The 23,232-nt window shown below is 39.8% G+C and carries 24 protein-coding genes; 11 read left to right on the top strand and 13 right to left on the bottom strand.

What is annotated here, in order from left to right; genetic code table 11:
• Nucleotides 1–4 precede the first annotated feature (4 nt).
• The 7 genes from mrdA (at nt 5) to lipA (ending at nt 7,103) form a co-directional block, all read left to right on the top strand.
• Nucleotides 5–1,885 (top strand): penicillin-binding protein 2, encoded by a 1,881-nt coding sequence (gene mrdA / locus PESP_RS05875; RefSeq protein WP_089347199.1) that lies wholly within the window; start codon nt 5–7, stop codon nt 1,883–1,885.
• Nucleotides 1,882–2,988: a rod shape-determining protein RodA gene (rodA, locus tag PESP_RS05870; protein WP_089347198.1), complete on the top strand. Its 1,107-nt coding sequence runs from the start codon at nt 1,882–1,884 to the stop codon at nt 2,986–2,988. Before mrdA ends, rodA begins: the two co-directional genes overlap by 4 nt.
• Nucleotides 2,988–3,752 (top strand): septal ring lytic transglycosylase RlpA family protein, encoded by a 765-nt coding sequence (locus PESP_RS05865; RefSeq protein ID WP_089347197.1) that lies wholly within the window; start codon nt 2,988–2,990, stop codon nt 3,750–3,752. Before rodA ends, PESP_RS05865 begins: the two co-directional genes overlap by 1 nt.
• A 100-nt stretch (nt 3,753–3,852) precedes the next feature.
• Nucleotides 3,853–5,013: a serine hydrolase gene (locus PESP_RS05860; protein WP_058547529.1), complete on the top strand. Its 1,161-nt coding sequence runs from the start codon at nt 3,853–3,855 to the stop codon at nt 5,011–5,013.
• A 178-nt stretch (nt 5,014–5,191) separates the two neighbouring features.
• Nucleotides 5,192–5,470 (top strand): DUF493 family protein YbeD, encoded by a 279-nt coding sequence (ybeD, locus tag PESP_RS05850; protein WP_089347195.1) that lies wholly within the window; start codon nt 5,192–5,194, stop codon nt 5,468–5,470.
• A 17-nt stretch (nt 5,471–5,487) separates the two neighbouring features.
• Nucleotides 5,488–6,141 (top strand): lipoyl(octanoyl) transferase LipB, encoded by a 654-nt coding sequence (gene lipB / locus PESP_RS05845; protein ID WP_089347194.1) that lies wholly within the window; start codon nt 5,488–5,490, stop codon nt 6,139–6,141.
• The gene (lipA, locus tag PESP_RS05840) at nt 6,138–7,103 is read left to right on the top strand and encodes a lipoyl synthase (protein ID WP_058547427.1); all 966 of its coding nucleotides are present in this window, start codon (nt 6,138–6,140) and stop codon (nt 7,101–7,103) included. Before lipB ends, lipA begins: the two co-directional genes overlap by 4 nt.
• A gap of 84 nt (nt 7,104–7,187) precedes the next feature.
• Here the strand turns inward: lipA and PESP_RS05835 are convergent, their stop codons facing one another.
• Nucleotides 7,188–8,465, bottom strand: a complete 1,278-nt coding sequence (locus tag PESP_RS05835) for a VCBS domain-containing protein (protein WP_089349110.1) — start codon at nt 8,463–8,465, stop codon at nt 7,188–7,190.
• Between the two features lie 214 nt (nt 8,466–8,679).
• On the opposite strand from PESP_RS05835, the gene PESP_RS05830 reads away from it, so the two are divergent.
• The gene (locus tag PESP_RS05830) at nt 8,680–8,919 is read left to right on the top strand and encodes an RNA recognition motif domain-containing protein (protein ID WP_089347193.1); all 240 of its coding nucleotides are present in this window, start codon (nt 8,680–8,682) and stop codon (nt 8,917–8,919) included.
• Between the two features lie 58 nt (nt 8,920–8,977).
• Here PESP_RS05830 and PESP_RS05825 read toward each other — a convergent pair whose 3' ends face one another.
• Nucleotides 8,978–9,571, bottom strand: a complete 594-nt coding sequence (locus PESP_RS05825; RefSeq protein ID WP_089347192.1) for a TetR/AcrR family transcriptional regulator — start codon at nt 9,569–9,571, stop codon at nt 8,978–8,980.
• Nucleotides 9,572–9,753: 182 nt separating this feature from the next.
• On the opposite strand from PESP_RS05825, the gene PESP_RS05820 reads away from it, so the two are divergent.
• On the top strand, nt 9,754–10,779 hold the full coding sequence (locus tag PESP_RS05820; protein WP_371862733.1) for an MBL fold metallo-hydrolase: 1,026 nt from the start codon (nt 9,754–9,756) through the stop codon (nt 10,777–10,779).
• Nucleotides 10,780–10,804: 25 nt separating this feature from the next.
• On the opposite strand, the gene PESP_RS05815 is transcribed toward PESP_RS05820, so the two are convergent.
• Nucleotides 10,805–10,984 carry a hypothetical protein gene (locus PESP_RS05815; RefSeq protein ID WP_089347190.1) on the bottom strand — a complete coding sequence of 60 codons (180 nt, stop codon included), beginning with the start codon at nt 10,982–10,984 and terminating at the stop codon, nt 10,805–10,807.
• A gap of 155 nt (nt 10,985–11,139) precedes the next feature.
• Between PESP_RS05815 and PESP_RS05810 the strand changes: the two genes are divergently transcribed.
• The gene (locus PESP_RS05810; RefSeq protein ID WP_089347189.1) at nt 11,140–12,759 is read left to right on the top strand and encodes a M28 family metallopeptidase; all 1,620 of its coding nucleotides are present in this window, start codon (nt 11,140–11,142) and stop codon (nt 12,757–12,759) included.
• Nucleotides 12,760–12,779: 20 nt separating this feature from the next.
• Here PESP_RS05810 and PESP_RS05805 read toward each other — a convergent pair whose 3' ends face one another.
• The 8 genes from PESP_RS05805 to PESP_RS05770 form a co-directional block, all read right to left on the bottom strand.
• Nucleotides 12,780–13,724: a general glycosylation pathway protein gene (locus PESP_RS05805; protein ID WP_089347188.1), complete on the bottom strand. Its 945-nt coding sequence runs from the start codon at nt 13,722–13,724 to the stop codon at nt 12,780–12,782.
• Nucleotides 13,725–13,966: 242 nt separating this feature from the next.
• Nucleotides 13,967–14,182, bottom strand: coding sequence for an EF-hand domain-containing protein (locus PESP_RS05800; protein WP_089347187.1), 216 nt, complete (start codon nt 14,180–14,182; stop codon nt 13,967–13,969).
• A gap of 72 nt (nt 14,183–14,254) precedes the next feature.
• Entirely contained in the window at nt 14,255–14,455 is a 201-nt protein-coding gene (locus PESP_RS05795; RefSeq protein ID WP_089347186.1) for a hypothetical protein, read from the bottom strand.
• A 427-nt stretch (nt 14,456–14,882) separates the two neighbouring features.
• Nucleotides 14,883–15,095 carry a calmodulin gene (locus tag PESP_RS05790; protein WP_089347185.1) on the bottom strand — a complete coding sequence of 71 codons (213 nt, stop codon included), beginning with the start codon at nt 15,093–15,095 and terminating at the stop codon, nt 14,883–14,885.
• A gap of 617 nt (nt 15,096–15,712) precedes the next feature.
• Nucleotides 15,713–15,928, bottom strand: coding sequence for a TIGR02450 family Trp-rich protein (locus tag PESP_RS05785; protein WP_089347184.1), 216 nt, complete (start codon nt 15,926–15,928; stop codon nt 15,713–15,715).
• A gap of 96 nt (nt 15,929–16,024) precedes the next feature.
• A complete protein-coding gene (locus tag PESP_RS05780) occupies nt 16,025–16,378 on the bottom strand; it encodes a cupredoxin domain-containing protein (RefSeq protein WP_089347183.1) in 354 nt (117 codons plus the stop codon).
• A gap of 10 nt (nt 16,379–16,388) precedes the next feature.
• Nucleotides 16,389–18,626: a heavy metal translocating P-type ATPase gene (locus PESP_RS05775; protein WP_089347182.1), complete on the bottom strand. Its 2,238-nt coding sequence runs from the start codon at nt 18,624–18,626 to the stop codon at nt 16,389–16,391.
• The gene (locus PESP_RS05770; RefSeq protein WP_089347181.1) at nt 18,627–19,058 is read right to left on the bottom strand and encodes a MerR family transcriptional regulator; all 432 of its coding nucleotides are present in this window, start codon (nt 19,056–19,058) and stop codon (nt 18,627–18,629) included. It lies immediately after the preceding gene.
• A gap of 392 nt (nt 19,059–19,450) precedes the next feature.
• On the opposite strand from PESP_RS05770, the gene PESP_RS05765 reads away from it, so the two are divergent.
• Nucleotides 19,451–22,105 carry an EAL domain-containing protein gene (locus PESP_RS05765; protein WP_089347180.1) on the top strand — a complete coding sequence of 885 codons (2,655 nt, stop codon included), beginning with the start codon at nt 19,451–19,453 and terminating at the stop codon, nt 22,103–22,105.
• On the opposite strand, the gene PESP_RS05760 is transcribed toward PESP_RS05765, so the two are convergent.
• On the bottom strand, nt 22,102–22,608 hold the full coding sequence (locus tag PESP_RS05760; RefSeq protein ID WP_089347179.1) for a DUF2059 domain-containing protein: 507 nt from the start codon (nt 22,606–22,608) through the stop codon (nt 22,102–22,104). The two genes, PESP_RS05765 and PESP_RS05760, sit on opposite strands and share 4 nt — an antisense overlap.
• Nucleotides 22,609–22,899: 291 nt before the next feature.
• Complete coding sequence (locus PESP_RS05755) at nt 22,900–23,232, bottom strand: Na+/H+ antiporter subunit G (protein WP_089347178.1); 333 nt, start codon at nt 23,230–23,232, stop codon at nt 22,900–22,902.

The raw sequence follows: 23,232 nt of genomic DNA, 5'->3' as shown, positions 1-23,232 counted from the left end.
TGTTATGATTAAGCAAAGACCCACTATCCGCGACCATTCCGCTGAAGCAAATTTATTTGCGCGGCGCGCATTTGTGGGTTTTATTTTTGTATTAGGCTTAGTGGCTATTTTGCTTTCTAATCTTTATACAATTCAAGTAGAAGAACACACCGACTACCAAACCCGCTCTAACGATAACCGTATTAAAGTTATTCCTATTGCGCCTAATCGTGGCCTTATTTACGACCGTAACGGCGTACTCCTTGCTGAAAATAAACCTGTTTATAACCTTGAGGTTATTCCTGAGGATGTAGACGATTTAGCAAAGTCGCTTGAGCAAGTAAGTAAAATAATATCGATTAGTGAATCGCAAAAAAACGACTTTTTAGACGACATTAAGCACACTCGCCGGTTTAAATCGCAGGTATTAAAAGCACGCTTAGATGAAACCGAGGTCGCGCAATTTGCAGTTAATCAGCATAAGTTTCCGGGCTTTAGTATTGAGGCGCGACTTGCTCGTTACTACCCGTATGGTGATACCCTTACTCATGCATTAGGGTATGTAGCAAAATTAAACCGTAAAGAGCTTAATAAATTAGAGCAAGAAGACCAAGCCACCAATTACCGCGCTACGCACGACATTGGTAAGTTAGGTATAGAAAAATATTACGAACAACTTTTACATGGTCAGGTAGGCTCACAACGCGTTGAGGTAAATAACCGCGGCCGTGTAATTCGCACTCTTAGTATGACCCCTCCGCAGCCGGGTAGCGACTTAGTACTTACCCTTGATATTGGCTTACAGCAAATAGCTCAGCATGCACTTAAAGATATGCGCGGCGCAATTGTAGTTATGGATGCCAAAGATGGCGGCGTATTAGCACTTTATTCAAACCCAAGCTACGACCCTAACTTATTTGTGCACGGAATTAGCAGTAAAGATTACAAAGCGCTTTTAAACCCTGATCGCCCGCTTATAAACCGTGCAACACAAGGGCGTTATGCCCCTGCCTCTACCGTAAAACCTCACATGGCTATTTTAGCGCTTGAAGAAAACATAGTAACCGAGAGCACCACCATTTGGGATCCGGGCTTTTTTCAAATTCAGAATGTAGAGCACAAATGGCGCGATTGGCGACGTTGGGGACACGGCCACGTTGATGTTTATAAAGCGATTGAAGAGTCGTGCGATACCTACTTTTACGATGCAGCATACCGCCTAGGCATTACTAAAATTAGTAACTTTATGGCCCGTTTTGGCTTTGGTGATTTATCGGGTATAGACATACACGAAGAAACCACGGCAATTCTGCCTTCAAAAGAGTGGAAAGAAGGTCGCTTTAAAGAGTCGTGGTGGCGTGGCGATACAATTTCAGTAGGGATTGGCCAAGGTTACTGGACAGCCACTCCGATTCAAATTGCTAATGCGACCAATATTTTGGTTAATAAAGGGATTAACCACCCACCACATTTAGCGCAAGTGGCTAAAAAAGAAGACCAAGTAACCCAAATCAATAACGAAGAAAAACCACCTGTGGTACTCAGTAACCCAGATAATTGGCGTATTGCTATTGATGCGATGCACAACACGGTTAAAAAAGTAACGGGTACTGCACACCGTGCATTTAAGGGCGTAAATTACGACCCTGCAGGTAAAACCGGTACGGCCCAAGTGGTGAGTATTGCACAAGGTGAGCGTTACGACGCTAAATCGTTAAAAGAGCGCCAGCGCGATAATGCTATTTACATTGGTTTTGCCCCATACGAAAACCCACAAATTGTGGTGTCTATTGTGGTAGAAAACACCGGTGGCGGCAGCTCCGTTGGCGCTCCAATTGCTCGCCAACTTATGGATTATTATTTTGCCGCAAACCCAATAGAACTTGCTAGGAACACCGCTCAATGACCGCATTACATGATAAGCGCTCTATTTGGATGCGCATGCACCTAGACTTGCCTTTGCTCATTGCATTATTGCTTATGATGGCAGGCAGCATCACCATAGTGTATAGCGCCAGTGGCCAAGACTCAGCAATGATGATTCGCCACATGACCCGTATGGGCGGCGCAATTGTTGGCATGTTTATACTTGCGCAGTTCTCCCCTGCTACCCTTAAACGTTTGGTGATCCCTCTTTATTGTGTGGGATTACTTATGCTGGTAGGTGTACTTTTATTTGGCGTAAGCTCTAAAGGCGCACAGCGCTGGTTAAATTTAGGTATTACCCGCTTTCAGCCCTCAGAATTAATGAAGCTTGCAGTCCCTATGATGGTTGCTTGGTATATTGGCCGTAACCAGCTACCGCCGCGTCCTCTGCATCTCATTATTGGCTTTGTTATTGTTATGCTGCCAACGTTATTAATTAAAGAGCAACCCGATTTAGGTACTTCTATACTTATTGCAAGCTCAGGCATTTTTGTATTGTTTTTATCGGGTTTGAGTTGGCGTTTAATTGGCTTTTTAAGCTCTATTGTTGCTTTGGCTGCTTGGCCGTTTTGGCACTATGGTATGCACGATTATCAAAAACAACGTGTACTGACCTTTTTAGACCCAGAGAGCGATCCGCTTGGCTCGGGGTATCATATTATTCAATCTAAAATTGCTATTGGTTCGGGTGGCATTGAAGGCAAAGGCTGGCTACAAGGTACACAATCGCAGCTCGAGTTTTTACCTGAGCGCCATACCGATTTTATATTTTCGGTTTTAAGTGAAGAATTTGGCTTATTTGGGGTATGTGTTTTACTAAGCCTGTACTTATTTATTATTGGCCGAGGCTTATATATTGCTGTTAACGCCCAAGATGCATTTGGTAAGTTATTAGCCGGCGCCCTTACGCTCACCTTTTTTGTTTATATTTTTGTGAATATAGGCATGGTGTCGGGCTTATTGCCTGTTGTGGGTGTACCTTTACCCCTAATTAGTTATGGCGGCACATCGATGGTGACGTTAATGGCCGGATTTGGCATTATTATGTCGATTGCGACAGATAAAAGGATGCTTTTAAAATAATGCGACACTCAACTAAGCTGTTATTTATTACCTCATTAATATTGCTTTTAAGCGCATGTAGCAGCGGCTCTAGTAGCCGATACCATATGAAGCATGATGCAGCACCACTTCGCGCACCGACCACACTTGAAATGCAAGATGCGGTTGTAGTTGATGTTAAAAAAAGTGCCAGTGCAAGTCGCCCCTACGAAGTACTGGGTAAACGCTACAGCCCTATGCTAGATGAAACCGGCTATAAAGAAGAAGGTATAGCGTCTTGGTATGGCCGAAAGTTTCATGGCTACCACACTTCAAACGGTGAAATTTACGACATGTTTGCCATGAGTGCAGCACATAAAACATTACCGCTCCCAAGCTTTGTACGTGTTACCAATACGGCTAATAATAAGTCAGTGATTGTACGCGTAAACGACCGAGGCCCATTCCATGATGATAGAATAATTGACCTTTCTTACGCTGCTGCTTATAAATTAGGCTATTACAACCATGGTACAGCCAAGGTTAAGCTAGAGGCGATTACGCTCGACAGCATTCCTGCTCGTAAAACCTATATACAGGTAGCTGCGGGCAGTACATTAAGTAATATTGAGGCGTTAGCGGCTACATTAAGGCTGCAATACCAAGTACCAACTAACATAGTACAAGCAAATAACATTTATCGTTTGCATTTAGGGCCAATTAAAAATGCCCAGCATGCACAAGACGTATTACAAAAATTAAAACAAAACCAATTTCAAAACGCGTTTTTGCTTTACACTCAGTAAGACAAATACCTAAACCACTCCAACGACGCTCGCATCTCGGGGTAGTTTGGGTATAGAATGGGCAAACGCGAATTTTTAACTTTAACCATTAATGAGTATGATGAAATCTATTAAACATAAAATCCTCAAAGGTGTATGCGGCTTAGTGTGCACAGCCGCCGTATTTTCAGCCAGCGCCCAAATTATTCCGGCACCACCTCAAATTAATGCAAAAGGTTATTTTTTAGTAGACTTTACAACAGGTAAAGTAATTGCTGAAGGTGAAGCCGATACACAACTCGCGCCTGCTAGCTTAACTAAAATGATGACCAGTTATGTAATTGGCACCGAAATTAACGCAGGTAACATTGCGCCTACCGATATGGTTACGGTAAGCGAAAAAGCATGGGCTAAAAACTTCCCTGAATCATCTAAAATGTTTATTGAAGTAGGCAAGCAAATTAGTGTTGATGAGCTTAACCACGGTATTATTATTCAATCGGGTAACGATGCGTGTGTAGCAATGGCTGAGCACATTGCAGGTAGCGAAAGCGCCTTTGCTGATTTAATGAATGCTCACGCTGCTAAATTAGGTATGAGCAATAGCCACTTTATTAACAGCCACGGCCTTGATACAAACGAGCACTACACAACACCACGTGATATGGCAACGCTTGGCGCTGCGCTTATTCGCGATGTACCAGACGAATACGCACTTTATAAGCAAAAGTCATTTACTTATAACGGTATTAAACAGTACAACCGTAACTCGTTATTATGGGACGAAAGCTTAGACGTAGACGGTATTAAAACCGGCCACACCTCAGAAGCAGGCTATAGCTTAGTAACCTCTGCAACTAAAAACGATATGCGTTTAATTGCCGTTGTTATGGGCACATCAAGCGAGCGCGCTCGTAAAGTAGAAAGCAAAAAGCTACTTAACTACGGCTTTCGCTTTTTTGAAACAATTACACCTTACAAAGCTGGCGATAGCTTTGCAGAGCAACGTATTTGGATGGGTAACAAAGAAAACGTATCATTAGGTATTTTAGAAGATACGCCAATTACTATTCCACGTGGTCAGCATAAAAACCTTAAAGCTAACTTTGAGCTAGACAACACACTTGAAGCACCATTAGCGAAAGGCACTAAAGTAGGTACTTTATTTTTACAACTAGAGGGTGAAGACATTGCACAATACCCGCTAGTTACACTGGAAGAAGTGGAAGAAGGCAGCTTCTTTAGCAAAATTTACGACTACTTACGTTTACAAATTATGTAAGCGTAAAAATAAACCCACAGTTGCTGGGTTGTTTAACGAAGCGCCTCTGTTATGAGGCGTTTTTTTTTGCTTGAAAAATGCTAGAATACGCCCCATATATGCAGGATTACCAAAACCTGTCAGTTCACGCTTAGCGTTTTCGCATACAGCCAACACTTTTGTTTGAGGAGTCACCGTCGTGGTTCAACCTGTTAAAGATACTAAATTTGATGAGTACTTAGAGTACCCATGTCCGTTCACGTTTAAAGTTATGGGTTTAGCAAACGTAAACTTAACGGAGCAAATTTTAGCTAAATTACAACCTATTGCACCGGGCGACTACGCACCAAAAGTTAAGCCTAGCAGTAAAGGCAATTATGAGTCTGTAACCCTTGTAGCAACTGTTACTAGCGGCAAACACATTGAAGAAATTTACAACGTGATCAGCAACATTGATGACGTACGCCACATGCTTTAAATGCGGGTAACTCTGTTTTGATAGAAAACACCTTAATAGTTCGCCAGCTTGGGCGTCAGCGTTATATGCCTATTTGGCAAAAAATGCAGGCTTATACCGATACCCGTGATGACAATTCGCCAGACGAAATTTGGCTAGTTGAACACGACAGCGTTTTTACCCAAGGCCAAGCCGGTAAAGACGAGCACTTACTTGCCCCAGGCGACATAGAAGTAATTAAAGTTGATCGCGGCGGCCAAGTAACTTACCACGGCCCAGGCCAACAAATGATGTATGTATTGTTTAATCTACGTCGTTTAAAAATTGGTGTACGTGAACTTGTTACCTGGCTTGAAGAGTGCATTATTGAATCTCTCGCTGAATACGACATTGATGCTTACGCAAAAGCTGATGCGCCCGGTGTTTACGTTAACGACAGCAAAATTGCATCATTAGGTTTAAGAGTTCGCCGCGGCTGCTCGTTTCATGGTTTAGCATTAAATGTTAACATGGACCTAAGCCCGTTTTTACGCATAAACCCATGTGGTTATGCTGGCATGAATATGGTGCAAACGAAAGAATTGAATGGTCCTCAAAACCTACAAAGCGCAGGTGAAGGACTGGTAAAACACATGATAAAGAAGCTTAATGCAACACAGGTTAAGCATACTGAAGGTTTTGAAAACGAATGAATAAACCAGTCAAAATGGAACCAGGTGTAAAACTACGCGACGCAGAAAAAATGGCGTTGATCCCCGTTAAAGTTTTACCAACAGAAAAAACTGAAATGTTGCGCAAGCCAGAGTGGCTTAAAATTCGCTTACCAAAATCAACAGAGCGTATCGACGGTATTAAACAAGCAATGCGTAAGCACGGCTTGCACTCAGTATGTGAAGAGGCGTCGTGCCCTAACCTATCTGAGTGTTTTAACCACGGTACAGCAACCTTTATGATTTTAGGTGCTATTTGTACTCGTCGTTGCCCATTTTGTGATGTTGCCCATGGTCGCCCATTAAAACCTGATGCAGCAGAGCCTGAAAAGCTTGCACTAACAATTAAAGACATGAAGCTTAGCTACGTTGTAATTACCTCGGTTGACCGTGATGATTTACGTGATGGCGGCGCACAGCACTTCGCCGATTGTATTCGCGAAATTCGTAAGCACAACCCAACCATTACCATTGAGATTCTAGTACCCGATTTTCGTGGTCGTATGGACCGTGCTCTTGAAATTTTAATTGAGACACCACCTGATGTGTTTAACCACAACTTAGAAACAGCGCCACGTTTATACAAACTTGCGCGCCCAGGTGCCGATTATAAATGGTCATTAGAATTACTTCGTCGCTTTAAAGAAGCACACCCAGAAGTTAAAACTAAATCTGGCTTAATGGTTGGTTTAGGTGAAGAGATTAGCGAAATCGAAGAAGTGCTTCGTGATTTACGTGCGCATAACGTAGACATGCTTACTGTTGGCCAATACTTACAGCCTTCTAAGCATCACTTACCAGTTAAACGTTACGTGCCACCAGCAGAGTTTGACGGCTTAAAAGAGTATGCCGATGAAATTGGCTTTACTCATGCAGCCTCTGGCCCGTTTGTTCGTTCAAGCTATCATGCTGACCAACAAGCCGCTGGTAAAGAAGTAAAATAATTACTTTTTAACGCGTAATAAAAAAGCCCTTAGCAATTAAATTGTTAAGGGCTTTTTTTTGAGTTACTAAATCCATTCTTTCGGCTACTTTGTTAAAACGCCTTTTTTAATCACAAAATCAGCAAATCGTACCTGCTCTTCCTCGCCGCGAAGGCTATCGGTTTCTACTATTGAGCGATAAATTCCCCATTTAGGGCGTGCAAAGTCATCATCGCTAAAGCCACGCCACATATCTATGTTTTGCTCGCTAATGCTAAATAGCTCTTCGTTGTCACTTAAACGGGTGAGCGTCATATCAAACTTACCTTCTTCGTCAAAGGTAGCTTGAACAAATACCGCTATCCATTCACCAGTAATGAGAGACCAGTCGGTTTCTATAAGGTTTTTATCGAGCCCAGTGCTGTTACCATTTTCGTCAAAACCTGCGCTATATCGTACTTGCAGCTGATTACCTGTACTGTTTTTTTGTGCACCCGAGAGCGTAATAATAGGCTGATCGTCGTTACCATTAGTGTTGTCGTTGCTATCGTTACGGGCTTTTATTTGAAAAAAATGACTAAACTTACTGCTCAGCTCAAGCTCACTAGAGACTTTAAATTTCCAACTGTATTGTACGGTTTCGCCTTTAAAGGCAAGTGTTGCCGCAGGTGATTTATCATAAGCTTTTATTTCGTTGCGTTGGCGGTCAGTTGCGCCTTTGTCTTTATCTTGGTCGTCATCGCGATGCGCTAAAAATACAAAGTGATTACCAATTATTGAGTCGGTATCTTCAATAATATGCTCAACATCTTGATGATTCCCGCTATACATATCGGGCGATTCAATTGAACCTTCACTAAAAGCATTTTCTATTAACGTATAAGCACTTAGCCCTGTATTAGCGCCATCAGCATTAAGCGCGGTCTCTTCACTTATTATAAAATCATCAGCGCGTGAAGTACCTATAATTGTTATAGACACTACGGCAGTCGTGCCATCAGCTGATGTAACAATCACTTCATCAAGTATGGTTTCGCCTTCGTTGAGGGTATTAACCGTCGTATTATCGCCACTGAGAGTATATGACCAATTTCCTTCTTGCGTTAAGCTAAATGAACCATAATCAGTGGTGTTATTGCTTTGCGTTTTAAATACCGCTTCGTTGGTTTGTGCATCTGTTATAGATAACTCTCCTGTTATTGCAGCTTCTCGGGTATTTTCAATACTGACAGCTGTTTGACCGCTAATTACCGCGGCGCTCTGCGCTGCTATCGATACATTTACAGGCTCACTTTTTGACCCTGAGCTGCCACAACCTACAACTGAACCAGCCAAAAAACAAACAGAAGAAATAGTTAAAACACGCAAGCAAAAATTTGACATAAACAACCAGCCCAGGTTAATGGTAAGTAAATAAAGTAAAATATAACTTACCAATTATTTATTTTAATAACTAGATCTTTATTACCAATGCGGTTTTATATTTTGGGCTTAACTACATCATAAAAGCAGCTTAAAATAAGAGGATAAAAATAAAATTAGGTTAAAGCGAAGTTACTTGAGATAATCATTACTGAACCCATTATTTAGGTTAAATATGAAATTATTAGTTCGTAACTTGTCTCGCGTTACTACCGAGCAGGAACTTCGTACATTGTTTGCAGCTCACGGTAAAGTGACTACCTGTAATTTAGTACTTGATAAAGAGACTGGCCAGTCAAAAGGCTTTGCCTTTGTAGAAATGCCAAATGACATAGAAAGTAGAAGCGCTATTAAAGCATTAAATCAATTAAGCGTAGCTAAAAGCAAAATTCGCGTAAAATACGCAGATGAGTAATTAGTTACTTGCTATATTTGATTAAAACCAGCTAATTGCTGGTTTTTTACTTTTAAGTTTACGCTTTATATTTAGCCAAAAATAAGCTGACTGTTTGTTCAATTACTTTATTATTTTGCTGCTCTGTTACTATTTCAAACCCATAAAGTAGCGGATAAAACACAAACGATTTTAATTGATACACAAACTGTTTAGCAGCTATATTTAGTTCATCACCTTTTAAAACACCCGCTGTTTTTGCTTGCTCTAAAAAACCTTCTAAATAAGTCATACACCCCATAGTATTATTACTTAAAGACTTAGCTAGCTGCGGCTCTTGTAGCATTTGCATAAAAGCAATTTTAGCTAAACGTAAAAAATCAGGCGATGTAAGCATAGCCACTTCTTGCTCGGCAATAGCAGTAAGCTGCAAATCAATTGGTTGATTTTTATTAAAGTGAATAGCATCACCATGATTAATTTTAGCCAGCATAGTCGTTAAAATAGCCTGAAATAGCTCTTCTTTTGTCGCAAAGTGATTATAAACAGTTCGCTTAGACGCCCCCGCTTTTGCAGCAACTTGATCCATACTGGTGTGCTCTACACCTTTTTCAAAAAACAGCTGCTCTGCTGCTTGAAGAATATTTATGCGTTTTTTTTCTGATAATTTCATAATGGGTTCTGCAATTATTAATGGCTACATTTTAACTAAACAATAAAAAAATGCACTGCATAGTTTACTTTTTATTAAAACAATGAAAAACTACACTCATTAGTTTACTTTAAGGTTTAACGATGACATTTATAAAATGGTTAGTTGTGATCATCGCCATCATTGTTTTTGGAGGTTGTAGCGTGAATAAACAGATAGTTGCGCAAGGTGTTAATGAAGCACCTAATGTAGATAACTACGAACATGGTAAATTTCATAACCATCAACAGGTTGAGCCGAATAGCTTTAAGAAAACACTCGGAATTTTAGGGCGTTATATAACAGAAAAGCGTACCAACATTACACCTAAAGAACCCATTGCAATTAAACGTGTTACAGCAAAAATGCTTAATGCCCTTGCAAATAATACCGTGCATGTCGTTAAACTTGGCCACTCTAGCGTACTTTTAAAAGTGCATGGCGAATACTGGTTACTCGATCCGGTATTTAGTGAGCGTGCATCTCCTTTTTCTTTTTTAGGGCCAAAGCGCTTTTCTAAGTTGCCTATTAGTATTAGCGAACTGCCACCTATCGATAAGGTGCTTATTTCGCACAACCATTACGATCACCTTGATAAATCAGCTATTAAAAAGCTGGCTGCAAAAACTAAAGAGTTTTATGTGCCACTTGGTGTAGATACCGATTTAGTTAATTGGGGAGTGAATGAAAACAAAATTAGCACATTTAACTGGTGGCAGGAGTTACAAACCGAACATGCATTAGTTGCCTTTACCCCTACCCAGCATTTTTCGGGCCGTGGATTAAGTGATGCAAACAACACACTTTGGGGTTCGTGGGTTATTAAAACCGCCCAGCAAAGTGTTTATTTTAGTGGTGATTCGGGTTATTTCGCAGGCTTTAAAGAAATTGGTAACAAGTACGGTCCTTTTGATTTAACCCTAATTGAAACAGGCGCCTACGACAAAGGTTGGGCCGATATACACATGACACCAGAGCAATCGGTTCAAGCGCATATTGATTTACAAGGTAAAACTTTAGTGCCTATTCATAACGGTACGTTTGATTTGGCGTTTCATGCTTGGGTTGACCCATTTGAACGAGTAACGGCTGCAAGCAACATAAATAACGTAACATTGAGTACGCCCGAGTTTGGACAAATATTTACCCCTACCGATGCTGCAATAACCCATCAATGGTGGAAACAATAATTTGGTAAGTGTTTAAAGATATTTATTACACGGTGTTAATTAAATAAGCGGCTGTTAAGCCGCTTTTTTTTATACTAATTGTACCCAATACAACAAAGGATACAGCTAATGCAAAAAACATTGCTTGCTGTGCTAGCAAAGCTGCAGCATAAAATGCAGCGCCGCTGCCTATAAATAAGTACCCGCTTTTTTTAGATTGGCTCATTGTGTGTGCTCCATTTTATTGTTGTTGATTATTTATACACCCCAATAGCGAATCTTTCAATTTTTGGGTGAGCGCTTAAACAAACAGATAAAAATTCGACATCATTGCCGCTCTTCCTTATATTAAACGCCATTATTTAAAACAAGACGAAAACTATGGTATCGACCTTTTTAAAAAGCGCTAGCCTAGGCCTACTAGTTGCCCTTTTTGGCTGCTCAGAGCCTGCAAGCGAACAATCTCCTTTAGAAACCACACCCGGTGTAAGCCTAAATAATGTAAAACAGCATATTAAAATTCTTGCCTCAGATGACTTTCAAGGTCGCGGCCCGCTTACTCATGGTGAAGTAAAAACAGTAGGTTACTTAAGCGAGCAATATAAAGCACTGGGTTTAACAGGCGCGTACAAAGAAAAATACTTGCAGCCGGTAAAAATGGCGATGGTAACGGCAAATCAAAATATGCAGTTAACAATAGGCGATTTAAGCTTTGTTGCAGGAAAGGATTTTACAGCGCGTACCAAACAATTAAAGCCAGTTATTGATGTGCGAGATTCAGACATAGTGTTTGTGGGCTACGGAATAAACGCGCCAGAATACAATTGGAACGATTATAAAAACATTGATGTTGAGGGAAAAACGGTAGTGGTGCTGGTAAACGACCCAGGCTTTGCAACACAAAATGATGCACTATTTACAGGTAACGCCATGACCTACTACGGTCGTTGGACTTACAAATACGAAGAAGCTGCTCGCCAAGGTGCCAAAGCGGTATTTATTGTGCACGAAACAGCACCTGCAGCCTACCCTTGGGGCGTAGTTGAAAGCTCAAACACGGGTACAAAATACACCCTGATGGACAACAACCTAAACGCTAACGAACTGCCAGTTATGGGCTGGTTAACCCTTGATGCTACCGAGCAATTATTTGCATCGGCAAACTTAAATTATCAGCAATTAAAGCAAGCCGCATTAAACGATGACTTTAAAGCCACACCACTTAATCTAAAAGCTAATCTTGCGTTTAAAAACGAAGTATCGCATGCCAAATCACATAATGTAGTGGCGCAAATTACCGGCAGCGAAGCGCCTGATGAATACGTTGTTATAAGCGCCCACTGGGATCATTTTGGAACTAAACAAACTGATAGTGGCCCTAAAATTTATAATGGCGCGGTTGATAATGCATCTGGCACAGCCGCAACCCTAGAAATTGCTCGCATTATGAATCAAATCCACCAGCAAACACCGTTTAAACGCTCAATTATTTTCGCCAACTTTACCGCAGAAGAAACCGGGCTTATTGGCTCACAAGAGTTTGCCTCGGGCGCTGTTGTACCAACAAAGCAAATGGTGGGGTTATTAAATATTGATGGCATGAACGTGCTTGATGGTACTGACTATATTTTGCAGTACGGTAAAGACTTATCAACAATGGAGAACTATTTAGCAAAAGCCGCTAAAGCGCAAGGCCGCGTTGTTAAAATGGATCCTCGCCCGCAAAATGGCTTGTTTTTTAGATCTGATCATTTCTCGCTTTCTAAGCAAGGCGTTCCTAGCTTATTGTTTATGAGCCTTGGCGATACCGATCCAGATTACATTGCACATAAATACCATAAAGAAGCCGATGATTACTCGCCACAGTGGTCTTTAGGTGGCGTAAAGCAAGATATAGAGCTTATTGTTGATATAGCGTCGCAACTTGCTAATAACGGTGACTGGCCTAAATGGACGAGTGACTCAGACTTTAAAGCAAAACGCGCACTCGATAAGCAATAATACTTATAGTTAAAATCCTCCTACTTGGAGGATTTTAATTTTAAGCGTGCCCGCATTAATAAGGTTTCGGCCTTTGCCCCTAAATACACATAAATGGCCAATGCAATTAAAAGCCCTACCACCGCTAGCATCATCGCAATAGCCGGCAGTAGGTATTCAGCCTGCCCGAGCGCCGCCTTAAACATAGTTAATAACGCCTCAATAGATATAGCAATGAGCACGGTAGATATAAAGCGCGTAATAGTACGCCGTGTTGACGAGTGCCTAAAAATATCTTTATGCATTAAAATTTCTTCTTCGAGTATCGTTTTCCCTAAATCAAATACAGCTAATGCAAGCGTGATATAAATAATGATACTAAAAGGCTCTAAAGGGTCAGACGCCGAATCAAAATGAGTCAGTAACGAGTATATATCGTTAAATACTATGCCTAATAAAAACAGCACTAAACTAAATAAACACGCCACAATAACGCCGTAACCCGCTTTAAAATAAGGCGACATGCTAGCTCGTGCGCTATCCCCCATGACAAACTCAATTAACTGGGTTAAACATACATCGAGTACTAAATAGTATTGCTGGTTAATGGGTTTTTTTAGCTCTTTAATGGCCGAAATACATAAATGGTTAGTTGCAATAGAAATATAAGGCTCAGTAAAGCACACCGAATCGGTTTGCTTAGAGTGTAAAAAATAAGGTCGATCGCTTAAATCTTGTTGATTGCCTTGCTCTGCTAATTTTTTATAAGCACGCTTAAAGCACACGTTGTTACCTTGCTGTAACCCTGATTCGTTTAAACAATACTGCAGCTCTAAAAATGGGTACTGCTTAACTAAATAGCGTGTATCGCGATTTTTAGTAATGCCATCCTCAATACTCATTAAAATAGAATCGAGCAGGCTGTGTATCATTTGCTCATATTCATGGTAACGCTCTACACTACTTATATAACTCATTCGCGCCATTATTGTGTACTCACTTGGTTGCTATAGCGTTAACTAAGCAAGTTTAAAACCACATAAATATACTATTTAAAATCAATAGGTTATTAATTTACATAATTGGAATTGCACCCTTTTGGTGATAAAACGGCATTTATATTTTATTCGGCGCACAAAAAAGCAGCTAAGTATTAAATACTTAGCTGCTTTGTGAGTATGATCTTTAAACGTTTAGTTAATGCGTAAACCTACGTATGCGCCTAATTTTACTGTACCTTTGAAAACTCTTGCTGAGAAAGCTCGCCATTTCCATCTGTATCTAGCTTATCAAATAGCTGAACTAACTGAGCATTAGCCTGCGCTTCTGATTTGCTAATAACGCCATCGCCATCAGCATCAAAAGAGTTAAAATCTACCGCAGCAAAGGGTGCTGAAGATGATAAAAGAGCAACAAGTGCTAGGGTTTTATTTACTGTTTTCATAATCGTTCCTTAGGCATAATAGCCAGATTAAAGGTAAGAAGTCCTTTTCAAAGATCCATTAAGGGGTAACTGTTAATATTCAAAAAAGTCGTTTTCGGTAACGCCATTTCGGCTTTGCATATTTAATTGCTGCATTATTTGTTCTGCTGATTGATCACTTTGATTTGTTAAACCACCTTCGCCTTGTGTAGGTGTTTTAAACTCTGTATTTGCCAATACCACCGATGATGACACCAAGGTGATAAGTACAAGTGTTGTTTTCAGCTTAGTCATAATGTAATCCTTCAATAATATGCATTACCTGTATAAATTTGCACTGAGGTGGTTACAACTCACTTCCTTGTTATTCTTTTTAATAGGCTCCCTTGCCTATTTAGGTTGTCTTGGCAACTCAGAATTATGCTTACACCACAGCGCATTAATCGTCTACGCTTGTAAAAACCTCTGCTTTAAAAAAGTTTACCGTTGTGTTGGTATCAAACTTTGCAAATGTGCTAGAAAATACCAGCGCGATTGCAAGCAAAGTCGGGTATCGCTTTTACATAACGATTCCTTCGCTATGCATTTATAATAAAGTGCTCTTTAAATTACACAGTCCTTGTTATTCTCTGTCATAGGCTCCCTTGCCTAATTAGGTTGTCTTTGGCAACGCAGAATTAATTTATTCACCGAGCAAAAGCTGTTTGAAGCAAAGTAAACACTATGCTTTATCGTACTCACTTTTTGATAGCTCGTTGTTTTTATCGGTATCGAGTTTTGAAAACTGGCTCATCAGCTCAGCATCTGCCGATGCCTCTAAAGGGCTGAGTGCGCCGCTGCTATCTTTATCAAGTGTGTCAAAATCTGTTACTGCAAAAGCCGCTGATGAAGAAGCTAAAGCCATTAATACCAATGTTGATTGTGCCTTTTTCATAATGAAATCCTTCATAGGGTTAGGTGATTTAGCCATATGGCCTTAATCACGTTTTGCTTAATACAACCTAGTATTACAACTTCAATGCCAACTTAAACAAATCATTTTAAATCAACAGCTTAACCATTTAAGTTAATAATTATACCCTCTTGGCCAATTAATTTTGTTGCTCTTTAGCAACAGCGTTTTGCACCAATTAAAATATACCAATTAAATCAGTCACTTATAAGTAATTAAAAAGACACATTTAGGCAAACAGCTATCTAAAAGTACAAATTTGATGGTTTTGAGAATAAACTGAATCTGAACAGAAAAATAAATGAGGTTACTAAGGTAAACTTTAAAAACCTAAAAAACTGAAAAGTATGGACTTTTAAATTATTTTAAAAGTATTTATAAGTAATTTTAATAGTTAATTAGAAATATAGGATTTTGTTGCCAAATGGCGAATTAACTTTAAGGTGCAGCGCTTTAAAGAAGGGGTTTAAAACCGTGTTTGCTATTTAACACTATGGAGATTTTGAGCTGTGCGCCTTTATAAATGCGAAGTCCACCGATAAATGCCTTTACTCAGTGGCCCTAGTTATACAAAAAGTAAAAAGTTGAATCGATAGAGGCTATTTCCAGCCTTGCTGCCACTTTTGAGTGTCTTTTAAATCGCGCCAACTAATTGGGTATTGGTTTTTAGAAAACACTGACTCAGTAATGCACGCTACTACATTGGCGTCCTCATCGTATTCAACTTCGACAATAATAAAGTGTTTTTCTTTATTAATTGCTGGTGTGGCGGTCCATTTACTATTGAGTAATTTTTTAGGGTTTAATTTATTCATAACTTTAAATAATCGTTTTTTTATTAATACGGCCTAACCCATTGTTTAGCTCAACACACAGCTAGACCATATTTATATTACTTCGCTAAGCTTAAGTTACTCAGCAATTAACTTACCTTTATACATTTGCATTTGGCAATGAAAGTCGTATTCGCCAGCTTTTAGTGCAGGCAAGGTGATTTTATTATCATCTCCCATTGCCAAGCTTTTGCTTATATCAAGCGCTGGAAATATAACGGTTTCGGCGCATGGCGCGCTGTCTTTTCTATTAAAAGTAAGCGTGACCTGTTTATTGGCCGCAACTTTTATATTGCCAGGCTGGTACACGCCGTTATCTACCACTATGGTGACTGTATTGTCATCAGTTTGAATTTGCTTTGGTTTATATAACCAAAACCAGTAAATAATGGCTGCTATTAAAATGGCGCCGAGTATATTAATCATCAACATAATTTACTCCCTAAGATTTATTAGGCTTAAAAAAACGTAAGCGGTTAGCGTTAGTGACCACCGTTAACGATGAAAGCGCCATAGCAGCTCCGGCTACAACAGGGTTTAATAACAAGCCAAAAAAAGGATAGAGCACACCTGCCGCAATAGGAATACCCGCTACGTTGTATATAAAGGCGCCAAACAAGTTTTGCTTAATGTTACCAATAGTTGCGCTGCTTATCGCTATTGCATCAGCTAGGCCGTGGAGTGAGCCTCGCATTAACGTTATATCGGCACTTTCTATAGCGACATCTGTGCCAGTACCAATTGCAAACCCTACATCTGCCTTTGCAAGTGCAGGAGCATCGTTAATACCATCGCCAGTCATACCAACAATCTCGCCTTGTTGCTGACGTTTACTCACTTCGTTTACTTTATCCTGTGGCAAAACCTCAGCTATAAAGTCATCTATTCCTACTTTTTGGGCAACCGCTTGTGCTGTCGCGTTGTTATCACCCGTTAGCATGACAAGGTGAATACCGTTGTTTTGCAGTCGTTTTATTGCCTCAGCAGAGTCTTCTTTTATCGGATCCGCCACCGCAATTAACGCTGTTAACTGGTTATTACAAGCAAAGTACATGGGCGTTTTAGCCTCTTTTGCAAAGCTGTGCGCTTGCTCAGTAGCTTCATCAACAGCAATCTCGTACTTGTCCATAAGCGCTTTATTGCCAAATAACAACGTTTGCCCATTCACCGTACCGCTTACACCTTTGCCGGTAATGGCGTCAAAGTCAGTGGCTTTACTCAAAGTAACGTTTTGTTTTTTAGCATGCTGCATAATAGCCTCTGCCAGAGGGTGCTCAGAGCTACTCTCAAGGCTTGCAACTAGCTGCATTACGTTGTTTTTATCTGCGTTATTAAACGTAACAACATCTGTTACTTGTGGTGCACCTTGGGTGATAGTGCCGGTTTTATCTAAAATCATGGTGGTTATTTTAGAGGTGGTTTGCAGTGACTCGCCATTACGAATCAAAATACCCGACTCAGCCGCTTTACCAACCCCTACCATTACCGACATAGGCGTAGCTAAACCAAGCGCACACGGGCACGCAATTATAAGCACAGTGGTAAGCGCGACCACTGCATAAGCAATTGAAGGCTCTGGACCAAAGTTGAGCCATGCGAGGGCAGCCAGTACAGCAATAATCATCACTGTGGGTACAAATATACCCGAAATAACATCGGCTAAGCGCCCTATCGAAGGCTTTGAGTTTTGTGCTCGCTTTACCATATTAATAATATTAGCAAGGGTGGTTTCGTGGCCAACATGCGTGGCCTCAAATAATAAAGTGCCACTTTTATTTATGCTGCCTGCAACAACTTTATCATCGGCTTGTTTGCTTACAGGCATGGGCTCACCTGTGAGCATTGACTCGTCAACACGGCTGCTGCCTTCAATTACATTGCCATCTACCGGTATTTTTTCGCCAGGGCGTACACGTACGTGATCGTTTTTTTGTACATCGGTTATGTCAATATCTTGCTCTTGCCCCTGGCGTACAACACGCGCAGTTTTAGCTTGTAAGCCAATTAAGCGCTTGATTGCCTGCGAAGTGCGCCCGCGTGCTTTTACTTCAAAGGCAAGGCCTAAACTAATTAAACCGATGATCATCGATGATGCTTCAAAATAAACGTGCCGTGCTACTTCAGGTAATAAACTAGGTGCAATTACCACAAACATTGAATACAACCACGCAGTACCTGTACCAAGTGCTATTAGCGTATCCATATTTGCAGCGTGGTTTTTAAATGCCTGCCATGCGCCTTTATAAAACTGCTTGCCCGATACCGCCATTACCATAAGGGTCACAATGCCCACAACAAACCACGCAATGCGCTGCGTTGTTGTTGATACGCTCATATCAAAAATAAGGCCGTAAACCATTAAAGGTACACCTACGCCTAAGGCAAACATCATATTTCGCATGAGTTTTTTATAGTGCGCATCATCCGATTTAGCTTTTTCATCAAGGGCGTCTTGATCAGATTTATTACTCATAGGTTTTGCGCCATAGCCTATGTTTTCAACCGCTTTTATTAGTGTGTCTTGCTCAACGCTTCCCTCTACTCTTACGGTGCGCTCTGCAAAGTTCATTTCTACATTGTTTGCGCCTTGCACACTTTTTAGGGCTTTTTCTATTTTGGCAACGCAACTTCCGCAGTTTGCGCCTTCAATTATAAAGTTTTGCTCAGGTTTGTTACTCATTTACCCCTCCTTGATACTTGGCTCTGAAATAGGATCGACAAACGACTCAATTAAACTACATACGTCACTTGATGTTGCGCCATCGGGCGACGAATCCCACTGTTTTAATGCCGATTGCATACGTGTGCGCAGTTTAAGAGTTTCTTGAAACAACGCTTCGGTTTCTTCTAACCGTTTAGTAATGAGTTTACGAGTAAGTGGGCATGGGCAGTGACCTTGCTCTGATTCACTCACTATATTTTTAATATCAGTGACTGAAAAACCTAACTGGCGCGCACTTATTATAAACTTTAAACGCTGTATATCGCCTTGCGTGTATTCTTGATAACCATTTTGTTCACTACGCGTTGGGTGTAAAAGCCCGACTCGTGTGTAATGACGTACTGTATCTGGTGTCACGCTCATTAATTTGACTAGCTGTTTAACGTACATATTAGGCTCCAATCTTGTTCTATACCTGCAATCATAAACCTATGTGCAACACATAGGTCAATACTTTGCAGTGTATTACTTATTTATATACTTTGGCCTATCGCGCAATATGCAAGTGCAGGTTTGTTAATAGCTCTAGCTAAAAATTAATTACTTTGGCTTAGCTTGTAATTTAAAACTATCTACTTAATTCTCATTCTTAGTTAAAAATTGGCTAATAGAGAATTAAACACATACTATAAATGTTCCTAACAAGCTGATTGCCTTATGTTTTGCTAAAATTTTTACTCATTATTGCATGCTGCTTAGTAAGTAGTATTGCTTCAGCTCAAACAGCTAAAAACAATATTTTGATCATTCATTCTTATCACAGTGAGCATGAATGGACGTAAATGTTAAAAGATGGCTACGAAAGTGCGTTTAAGCTTGATACAAACACACGGTTACTCCATGAGTTTATGGATAATAAACGCTATCCTAAAGGGACATTTAAAAAACAGTTTTTAGCTTACCTACTAGAAAAATACGCTAATACCCCTATAGATGTTCTTGTTGTTACGGATAACTCGGCACTTAATTGGGTTAACGCAAACAGAGCCGTTTTTTTGCCACTAGTGCCTATTGTTTATAGCGGAATTAACCAAGTGACTCCTGAAATACTGGCACTTAAAAACTCCACAGGCGTATTTGAAAACCGCGATTTAGCTCAAACAGTGTTTGATATAAAAGCCATGAGCAAACAAAATAATTTGTTGGTCGTTTCCGACAGCAGTATTACTGGCAAAATCAATTCGTCTAAAATTTATGACATTTATAACCACCCCAACGCGCCTGAACATATTTATTTAATCGAAGATTTAACTGAAAACAGCATAGCAAGTGTTATTAATAGCTACCCTCAAAAAACCCCCATTTTGGTAATCGGTCAGCTAATTGACCCAAAACAGCATAATGGCTTATTAAGCTGGCATATCACTAGCCAATTACTGGCTAATTATGCCAGCGGGCCAATATTTACCATTGCACAAGCAAGCTTACAAAATGGTGCTACTGGCGCTGATGAGCTCGATGGTGTGCAGCATGCTATGCAAGCAAGTAAATTGGTAAAGCTTTTATTAAACAATACCGAAATAGATAAAGTGAAACCAATTTTAAATGCGCAAACCACCTGGATGTTAGATGCACAGCTTTTAAAAGAGTTTGAAATAGCAAAAGTAGATATTCCAAAGCCACACACCTTAATAAATGAAGACGCTACTTTTTATCAAAAATATAAATTATACGTGTGGGTAGTAATTGCAGCATTTAGTATTAGCTTATGCATTATTGCAATGATGGCCGAAATTATTCGCCGCGGCAGGCAAACGCAAAAGTTACTCAATATAAATAAAGAACGCTACAAAGACTTAGCCCACGCAGGCGCTAATATTTTTTGGGAAACAAACACCCAAGATAAACTGTGTTATATATCTGGCGACACTCAACTGTTTTTTTATTTACCGCAGCAAAATATGCTTGGGCAATCTTTGCTTTCGCTGATGAAAAATAATCCACATATAGAATTTCCGGTTAATGACTACCAACAAGCCCAAGATACATTTCAGCCACTCGACAATTTAATTTTTAAAGTAAAACCGACAAATCAGGATTTAAAAATATTAATGCTGATTGCAAAGCCTATTTATGCATTAAACAATAATTTTACAGGTTACAGAGGTATTATTAAGGATATAACACAGCAGCATAGGCTTTCAGAGCAAGTAGCTTATGCTGCCGCTTACGACCAACTAACAGGATTGATGAACCGCCATACATTTAATCAGCATTTAAAAAAGCACTTACCCACTAAATCTAATAACCAAGTACATAGTTTTTTATGCATGTTAGACTTAGATCGCTTTAAACTTGTAAACGACAGTGCAGGGCACTTAGTGGGCGATGCAATGTTATGTGAAGTAACAACCCTTATTATGCAAAGTATTAATAAGGGCGATTTACTCGCTCGACTTGGTGGCGATGAGTTTGCTCTTGTTATTAATGCAAGCAATCTACCCCATGCGCAACTTACCTGCGAAAAAATAATTAACGCTGTAAAATGCTATAAGTTTACTTGGAACGAACGAATTTTTGATACCGGCATCAGCATAGGTATGGTGCCTATTAGCTATGGTTTAAATGCAACAGAGCTACTTAGCATGGCAGATATAGCATGTTATAAAGCAAAAGAGCTTGGCCGAGGCCGTGTGTTTATAACCGATCAGAATAACAACAACCTCTTTAACGAAGCACTGCAAATTGGCTATATTGCCAATATTAGCCAAGCCATTGCCAATAAACAGTTTTTTTTAGTAAAGCAGCTTATTCAACCGCTTTATAAAAACCCAAACGCACAATCTCATTACGAAATTTTAATTCGCTTTAAAGCGCTTGATGGTACATTAATTCCGCCAGATTTATTTATTCCCGCAACTGAAAAAAACGGGCTCATAACGTTAATTGATCATTGGGTGATCAGTACACTATTGCTCAACTATCACGCCTTTTTCCCCCAAGGTGATACGCTTGTTTCTATAAACCTATCTGGGATCAGCTTAAGTGACGAGCAGTTTGTACAAGAACTTATTAAACTTGTTAAAAACTCTGATGTGCCGGCGCACAACATATGTTTTGAAATAACCGAAACCGCAGCTATTTCGCAAATTTTTAAAGTACAAAAATTTATTGCCGAAATGAAAACCCTAGGTATTAAGTTTGCGCTCGATGACTTTGGTAGTGGTGCTCCTACTTTTGAATACTTAAAAAATCTGCCTGCCGATTATTTAAAAATTGATGGAAGCCTAATTAAAAATATTGAGCGCAGTGAAATAGATCAAGAAATTGTCAAATCAATTAACGCAATAGCCCATATGATGGGAATGCAAACAATTGCTGAGTTTGTAGAAAACGAGCAAATTAATAATATTCTTTACAAGATAGGCATTAATTACGCGCAGGGCTATCAATTTGGTAAACCCTGCCCGTGTGACCCTAGCTTATTAACAGGCTAGTTTTGTTCGGTATTGCTTTGGCGTGATTGTTTTAGCTCTTCACTTAGCTCTTGCGCTATGGCTTGAATTTTTGGCATTGCATCTTGCACTAAGCTTTGTGACATTTGCATAGACTCTTGCATAACCTCTGGCATTTTTTTCAGTATTTTTTGACCGGTCTGTGTTTTATAAAAGCCCAGCATGTCGCTAATTTCTTGCTCATTAAAGTGTTTATCGTAAACATTTACCATCATTGGCTGCATTTTAGCCCAGCTCATTTCGGTTTTTAGCACATTGGTCATATTTGCGTAGTACTTATCAAAAATAGCTTGCTCAGAAGGTTTAACGCCCATTTGCGCAGACATATTTTTCATCATGCCTTCAACTTGCCCGTACATTGAGTCAACCATGGCATCCATGTTCATTACGTTTATTAGCTCATCTATTTTTTGCTGCTTTGATGCTTGATCGGCAAATACGCTGCCTGAAAAAATCAGTAGTGAAAGTAATAATGTTTTAGTCATTGTTTTATCCTTAAATATAAAATTGGCACCATACTCACATGATTAAAAACGATACGCAATAATAGGTAATTAACCTGACCTGAGGATAATAAATCAACATAAACAAATAATTTGTTATTTAGTAGCTTTAGATGAGCTACTTTGAACATTGCTAGCGTCAGGTTTAGCTACTCAAAATAGTTAAGTATTCTTGCGAACTAATATTGGTGGCTCGAGCACTTTGCAATTGAGCAAATACAAAAAAGGCCAAATAAAACACATTTATTTGGCCTTTTAGTTACCCTTATAAGGTTAATCTTCTTCTATGTTATCGAGCCCTTTAGTGCCCTCTTTTGCTTTTAACTTATGATGAATAGCTGATTTGATTAGCATATAGCCACTTATTGGCGCGGTAATTAACAAAAATACGGTGATTAAAATTTCTTTAACACTAAAACCATGCTCAGAGTTGGCAAAAAATACCATAGCCGCAATTAATATACTGGCCATACCTAATGTGGTGGCTTTGGTTGGGCCGTGTAAGCGCATATAAAAGTCAGGTAATTTTATTAAACCTAGTGAGCCAATTAAAATAAATAGCCCACCAAAAAGTAGCAGTATAGATACAACCCATTCGCTTATCAT

Source organism: Pseudoalteromonas espejiana DSM 9414 (assembly GCF_002221525.1).
GTDB classification, from domain to species: domain Bacteria; phylum Pseudomonadota; class Gammaproteobacteria; order Enterobacterales; family Alteromonadaceae; genus Pseudoalteromonas; species Pseudoalteromonas espejiana.
The sequence above is the reverse complement of the archived record's forward strand: the minus strand, read 5'-3'. Positions and strand labels throughout refer to the sequence as shown.

Bases quoted from the DNA above. Each gene is read 5' to 3' on its own strand.
- lipA (WP_058547427.1), top strand. From the start codon at position 6,138: ATGAATAAACCAGTCAAAATGGAACCAGGTGTAAAACTACGCGACGCA.
- rodA (WP_089347198.1), top strand. From the start codon at position 1,882: ATGACCGCATTACATGATAAGCGCTCTATTTGGATGCGCATGCACCTA.
- PESP_RS05755 (WP_089347178.1), bottom strand. From the start codon at position 23,232: ATGATAAGCGAATGGGTTGTATCTATACTGCTACTTTTTGGTGGGCTA.
- mrdA (WP_089347199.1), top strand. From the start codon at position 5: ATGATTAAGCAAAGACCCACTATCCGCGACCATTCCGCTGAAGCAAAT.
- PESP_RS05830 (WP_089347193.1), top strand. From the start codon at position 8,680: ATGAAATTATTAGTTCGTAACTTGTCTCGCGTTACTACCGAGCAGGAA.
- PESP_RS05770 (WP_089347181.1), bottom strand. From the start codon at position 19,058: ATGTACGTTAAACAGCTAGTCAAATTAATGAGCGTGACACCAGATACA.
- PESP_RS05860 (WP_058547529.1), top strand. From the start codon at position 3,853: ATGAAATCTATTAAACATAAAATCCTCAAAGGTGTATGCGGCTTAGTG.
- PESP_RS05780 (WP_089347183.1), bottom strand. From the start codon at position 16,378: ATGTTGATGATTAATATACTCGGCGCCATTTTAATAGCAGCCATTATT.
- PESP_RS05760 (WP_089347179.1), bottom strand. From the start codon at position 22,608: ATGACTAAAACATTATTACTTTCACTACTGATTTTTTCAGGCAGCGTA.
- PESP_RS05815 (WP_089347190.1), bottom strand. From the start codon at position 10,984: ATGAGCCAATCTAAAAAAAGCGGGTACTTATTTATAGGCAGCGGCGCT.
- PESP_RS05835 (WP_089349110.1), bottom strand. From the start codon at position 8,465: ATGTCAAATTTTTGCTTGCGTGTTTTAACTATTTCTTCTGTTTGTTTT.
- PESP_RS05825 (WP_089347192.1), bottom strand. From the start codon at position 9,571: ATGAAATTATCAGAAAAAAAACGCATAAATATTCTTCAAGCAGCAGAG.
- PESP_RS05785 (WP_089347184.1), bottom strand. From the start codon at position 15,928: ATGAATAAATTAAACCCTAAAAAATTACTCAATAGTAAATGGACCGCC.
- PESP_RS05775 (WP_089347182.1), bottom strand. From the start codon at position 18,626: ATGAGTAACAAACCTGAGCAAAACTTTATAATTGAAGGCGCAAACTGC.
- PESP_RS05765 (WP_089347180.1), top strand. From the start codon at position 19,451: ATGTTAAAAGATGGCTACGAAAGTGCGTTTAAGCTTGATACAAACACA.
- PESP_RS05800 (WP_089347187.1), bottom strand. From the start codon at position 14,182: ATGAAAACAGTAAATAAAACCCTAGCACTTGTTGCTCTTTTATCATCT.
- PESP_RS05805 (WP_089347188.1), bottom strand. From the start codon at position 13,724: ATGGCGCGAATGAGTTATATAAGTAGTGTAGAGCGTTACCATGAATAT.
- PESP_RS05790 (WP_089347185.1), bottom strand. From the start codon at position 15,095: ATGAAAAAGGCACAATCAACATTGGTATTAATGGCTTTAGCTTCTTCA.
- PESP_RS05795 (WP_089347186.1), bottom strand. From the start codon at position 14,455: ATGACTAAGCTGAAAACAACACTTGTACTTATCACCTTGGTGTCATCA.
- PESP_RS05865 (WP_089347197.1), top strand. From the start codon at position 2,988: ATGCGACACTCAACTAAGCTGTTATTTATTACCTCATTAATATTGCTT.
- PESP_RS05810 (WP_089347189.1), top strand. From the start codon at position 11,140: ATGGTATCGACCTTTTTAAAAAGCGCTAGCCTAGGCCTACTAGTTGCC.